Here is a 4,354-nt window from a genome sequence, read left to right as displayed (position 1 = left end):
CGGGCAGCGGTATCCCGCCCCGCCGGCATACCCCCTGAGCGCGGGAGCGCGGGTGCACACGGCGACGCGCGACGTCGGCGAGTTCCTGCAGCTGGCGATCGGGGCCTACGCCGCCGACGGCTCGCTCGTGCTGAGCATCGGCCCCGACCCGGCCCGCCTGCCCGGGCGGCTGCGGACCGAGGGCGTCAGCGAATCGCGCTGAGCAGGACCTCGGCCGCCGCCTTGTCGATCCCGGCGTCGAACTCGGCCTGCCGCATCCGGCTGCGCAACTCCTCGTCGAGAGCGGCCCAGGTCAGCGGGCGGATGACGCCGGTCTGGGCGAGGCGGTACTTGCCTTGGATGCGCTTGACCGCGGCCTCCATGCCGGACCCGAAGATGCCGTCCTGGGTGATCCGCAGCGCCCGCTGGGCGTCCTTGATCGCCTGACCCCCCGACATGCCCTTGCGCAAGACGGTGGTCGAGCGGTACTTGATCAGCGGGTATTGCTGGCGTTCCATCTGGTTCCAGACGCCCTTGTTGACCCGGCCGGTGACGTCGAGCTTCCACTTCTTCTGGAAGTTGATCACGGCGCTGCGAGTGATGGGGCCGAAATCCCCGTCGGCGGGCACCCCGAGGTTCTGCTGCGCGAGGACGACGGCGTCGCCCTTGGAGCCGAGCATCAACAGGGTGTCCTTGTACTGCGTGAACTCCGTCTCCACGCTGACGAGCGGCCCGTTCGAGGAGCCGCACTTGGCCATGCTCACGGTGGTCAGCGCCTTGCCGGTCCACCAGCTGGTGCGCTTGCACGCGCCGTCCCAGGCGAAGCTGAAATGGATGTGGTCGGTGTGCGGCACGGCCCCGGTGTAGGTCGTCCACGTCTCCGGGTTGCGGTAGGACTTCCAGGTCTTGCCGTTCCAGATGATGTACATGATGCCAAGGCGTCGGGCGTTGGCGCCGTAGACCCCGTTGACCGGCTGGGTCAGCCATTTCGTGACCGAGTCGGCGATCGCCTTGTCCTCCGGGTCGTATGCCGAGAGCATCCAATCCAGGGCCCGCCCGTCGTAGTGCTCGGAGACGTCGCCGAGGCAGGTGCGCACCGTGTGGTAGTCGGTGCGGCTGTAGTGGGTGGAGACCGTCTTGGCGAAGTCGGCCACGCCGGGGCGGGTCACCAGCTCGCAGAAGACCTGCCCCTCATAGGGCATCGAGACGTCGACGGCGCTGGGCAGCGTGACCGGGGGCTTCGGCGGCGGCGGAACGGCGGCCGCGGCGATCGTCGGCACGGCGAGCGCCGTCACGACGGCGGGCGCGATGAGTCGGCGGGTGGCTGTGGACATGGGGTGAACTCCTGCTGTGCTGCCAGCGCCGGGGCACTGCCCGCGGGGGTCGGACGGTATGCCGACCGCATCAGTTGTCCCACGAGTCACACCCGAAAGGCAAGCCTCACACGCGGATCCACAGGTGCCGGGCCCGATGCGCCTCGATAGGGTGAGGGGTATGGACAAAGTCGTCACCAGCCCCGCCGACGCGGTGGCCGACATCCCCAGCGGCGCAACGCTCGCGGTGGGCGGATTCGGCCTGTGCGGCATACCCAGCGTTCTGATCCAGGCCCTGCACGACAGCGGCGTGGACGGCCTCACCGCCGTCTCCAACAACTGCGGCGTCGACGACTGGGGTCTGGGAATCCTGTTGCGCGACAAGCGAATCGCCACGATGATCGGCTCGTATGTCGGGGAGAACAAGGAGTTCGAGCGGCAATACCTCTCCGGGGAACTCGAGGTCCGCCTGACCCCCCAGGGCACCCTGGCGGAGAAACTGCGGGCCGGGGGCGCCGGCATACCCGGCTTCTACACCGTGACCGGCGTGGGCACCCAGATCGCCGAGGGCGGGCTGCCCTGGCGGTATGCCGCGGACGGCACCGTCGCGCTGTCCTCGCCGGCGAAGGAGACCAAGGAGTTCACCGTCGGCGGCGTGACGGCCACCTATGTCCTCGAGGAGGCGATCGTCACCGACTTCGCGCTGGTGCGCGCGTGGAAGGGCGACCGGCACGGCAACCTGATCTTCCGATCCAGCGCCCGCAACTTCAATCCGCTCGCGGCGATGGCCGGGCGCACCACGATCGCCGAGGTCGAGGAGCTGTACGAGCCCGGCGAACTCGATCCCGACCAGGTCCACCTGCCGAGCATCTACGTCCAGCGCGTCGTGCCGCTGACGCCCGAGCAGGCCGACGAGAAGCGGATCGAGCGGCGGACGACCCGGCCGCGCACCACCGCGGCACCCACCATGAGCACCGGACTCGGAGGCTGATCCCATGCCCCTCACCCGTGAAGAGATGGCCGCCCGGGCCGCCGCCGAACTCAAGGACGGCGACTATGTCAACCTCGGGATCGGCCTGCCGACCCTGGTGCCCAATTACGTCGCCGACGACATCGAGATCGTCCTGCAGTCCGAGAACGGCATCCTCGGCGTCGGTGCCTATCCCTACGAGGGCGATGAGGATCCGGACCTGATCAACGCCGGCAAGGAGACGGTGACCTTGCGCAAGGGCGCGAGCATCTTCGACTCCGCGACCAGCTTCGGGATGATCCGCGGCGGCAAGGTCGACGCCGCCATCCTCGGCGCCATGCAGGTCTCCGAGGCCGGTGACATCGCCAACTGGATGATCCCCGGCAAGATGGTCAAGGGCATGGGCGGGGCGATGGACCTCGTCCACGGCGCCAAGCACGTCATCGTCCTGATGGAGCACACCGCCAAGGACGGCTCGCACAAGATCGTCCAGGAGTGTTCGCTGCCCCTGACCGGCAAGCGGGTCGTCCAGCGCATCATCACCGACCTGTGCGTCATGGACGTCACCGACGACGGCCTCGTCCTGCGCGAACTCGCCCCCGGTGTCACCGAGGAGCAGGTCCGCGAGGCCACCGGCCCCGACTTCACCGTCGCCCTCTGAGTCGCTAAGTCCGACGTTTGACGTGCTATCGCACGTCAAACGTCGGACTTAGCGTGTCCACAGGGCTCGGGCCTGGTTCGGGTTGTCCACAGGCTTTGCGGCAACGGGTGCGGCCACGCCCAGGTCGCCGGTCTACTCGACATATGAAGGAACCGGTCCCCCGCACGTCGCGCCAGGAGGTCGCCCTCCGGCTCGTGCGGCCGTACGGCGGGATCTGTACGCGGTCCATGCTCGTCGACACGGGCATCGGCCAGGGTGCCATCGACGCCGAAATCCGGGCCAGACGATGGCTGCGCATCGGACGGCATACCGTCGCGATCCCCGAGGCAATGGCGCCCAGTTGGCCGTCGGACGCGTCGTCGTGGCCCCGGGCCCGGCCCGGCGCAGCGGGCACGCCCGAGCTTTCGCAACTGCCGTTGCTCTGGTGGGCGGTATGGGAGTCGGGCACCGGGGCCGTTCTCGACGGTGCCAGTTCACTGACGGCGTCGGGGCTGACCGGCTACACGCAAGACCGCATCGACGTCTCGGTCGAGGCCGGCTCTCGAACCATTCGGCATCCGGGAATCCGCATCACGGAGCGGCGCCCGCTGGGGCCGCTTGCGCCCGGAGGGATCCCGCGCGTCGAGACCGCTCTGTCCACCATCCGCGCGGCCCAATTGGCCGTCAGCGATCGGCAGGCTGCCCTGGTCATCTGTATGTCGGTGCAACAGCGCATCGTCGAACCGGACCGGCTGTTGCGTCGGTGGCGTGGAATCGCCAGGTCGAAGCGGCGCAGCCTGATCGGCCCGGTGATCGGGGACGTGTGCGACGGAGCGCATTCCCTCGGTGAACTCGACTTCGCCGCTCTCTGCCGGGCCCGCGACCTGCCCGAACCGGTTCGCCAGCAACTCCGGCAGGGGCCCAATGGCCGCATCTATCTCGACGTCGCCTTCGCCTGCGGCCTCGTGGTGGAGATCGACGGCGCTGGCCACTCCTGGGGGCTGGCCCCGGTCGACGACGCCTTGCGCGCGAACCACGTGACTCTGCAGAACCGCAGCGTGCTCCGCATCCCCGTCATCGGTCTGCGCGTCATGCCGCAGGCGTTCATGGACCAGGTGGCGACGGGAATCCGCCTCCGCTCCCCCCACTAAGTCCGACGTTTGACGAGCGATAGCACGTCAAACGTCGGACTTTGGGGGGTCGGGGGGCGGGGCCGTCAGAGGGAGCCGCCGGTGCGGGGATCGTTGATGCGGCCGGCGGCGAGGTGGCGCGGGGAGGTGAGATAGCCCACGCCCCACGACCAGTGCATGACGGCCAGCGCGACGGGGGTCAGGGCCTTGACGGGCGGAGACTCCCCGCGCGCCGCGAGGACGCCGCCGGCGGCGACGGCACCGGCATACGCCGCGGGCACCAGCAGGGCCGGCTTCCACACGAGGCCGATCAGCGTGGCGG

At 69.3% G+C, this 4,354-nt stretch carries 5 protein-coding genes and 1 pseudogene; 4 read left to right on the top strand and 2 right to left on the bottom strand.

The genetic code is table 11. The features are described from left to right. A partial coding sequence (locus BN11_RS22695; protein ID WP_162213226.1) for a hypothetical protein occupies positions 1–202 on the top strand: 202 nt, incomplete at its 5' end. Here BN11_RS22695 and BN11_RS12325 read toward each other — a convergent pair. Then, positions 186–1,313 (bottom strand): peptidoglycan-binding domain-containing protein, encoded by a 1,128-nt coding sequence (locus BN11_RS12325; RefSeq protein ID WP_048698139.1) that lies wholly within the window; start codon positions 1,311–1,313, stop codon positions 186–188. The two genes, BN11_RS22695 and BN11_RS12325, sit on opposite strands and share 17 nt — an antisense overlap. A gap of 160 nt (positions 1,314–1,473) precedes the next feature. Between BN11_RS12325 and BN11_RS12320 the strand changes: the two genes are divergently transcribed. The 3 genes from BN11_RS12320 (at position 1,474) to BN11_RS12310 (ending at position 4,053) form a co-directional block, all read left to right on the top strand. Continuing rightward, entirely contained in the window at positions 1,474–2,283 is an 810-nt protein-coding gene (locus BN11_RS12320) for a CoA transferase subunit A (protein ID WP_048698137.1), read from the top strand. A 4-nt stretch (positions 2,284–2,287) separates the two neighbouring features. Then, positions 2,288–2,923, top strand: a complete 636-nt coding sequence (locus BN11_RS12315; RefSeq protein WP_048698135.1) for a CoA transferase subunit B — start codon at positions 2,288–2,290, stop codon at positions 2,921–2,923. Positions 2,924–3,066: 143 nt separating this feature from the next. After that, a complete protein-coding gene (locus tag BN11_RS12310; protein WP_048698133.1) occupies positions 3,067–4,053 on the top strand; it encodes a PDDEXK family nuclease in 987 nt (328 codons plus the stop codon). A 65-nt stretch (positions 4,054–4,118) separates the two neighbouring features. Here BN11_RS12310 and BN11_RS12305 read toward each other — a convergent pair. Further along, a pseudogene (locus BN11_RS12305) lies at positions 4,119–4,354 on the bottom strand (glycosyltransferase family 2 protein); the annotation flags it as partial.

It is taken from the genome of Nostocoides australiense Ben110 (assembly GCF_001050535.1).
GTDB classification, from domain to species: Bacteria; Actinomycetota; Actinomycetes; order Actinomycetales; family Dermatophilaceae; genus Nostocoides_A; species Nostocoides_A australiense.
This window is presented reverse-complemented; position numbering and strand designations above follow the sequence as displayed.

Excerpts from the sequence above, each read along its gene's own strand:
- BN11_RS12320 (WP_048698137.1), top strand. The coding sequence starts at position 1,474 with ATGGACAAAGTCGTCACCAGCCCCGCCGACGCGGTGGCCGACATCCCC.
- BN11_RS12315 (WP_048698135.1), top strand. The coding sequence starts at position 2,288 with ATGCCCCTCACCCGTGAAGAGATGGCCGCCCGGGCCGCCGCCGAACTC.
- BN11_RS12325 (WP_048698139.1), bottom strand. The coding sequence starts at position 1,313 with ATGTCCACAGCCACCCGCCGACTCATCGCGCCCGCCGTCGTGACGGCG.
- BN11_RS12310 (WP_048698133.1), top strand. The coding sequence starts at position 3,067 with ATGAAGGAACCGGTCCCCCGCACGTCGCGCCAGGAGGTCGCCCTCCGG.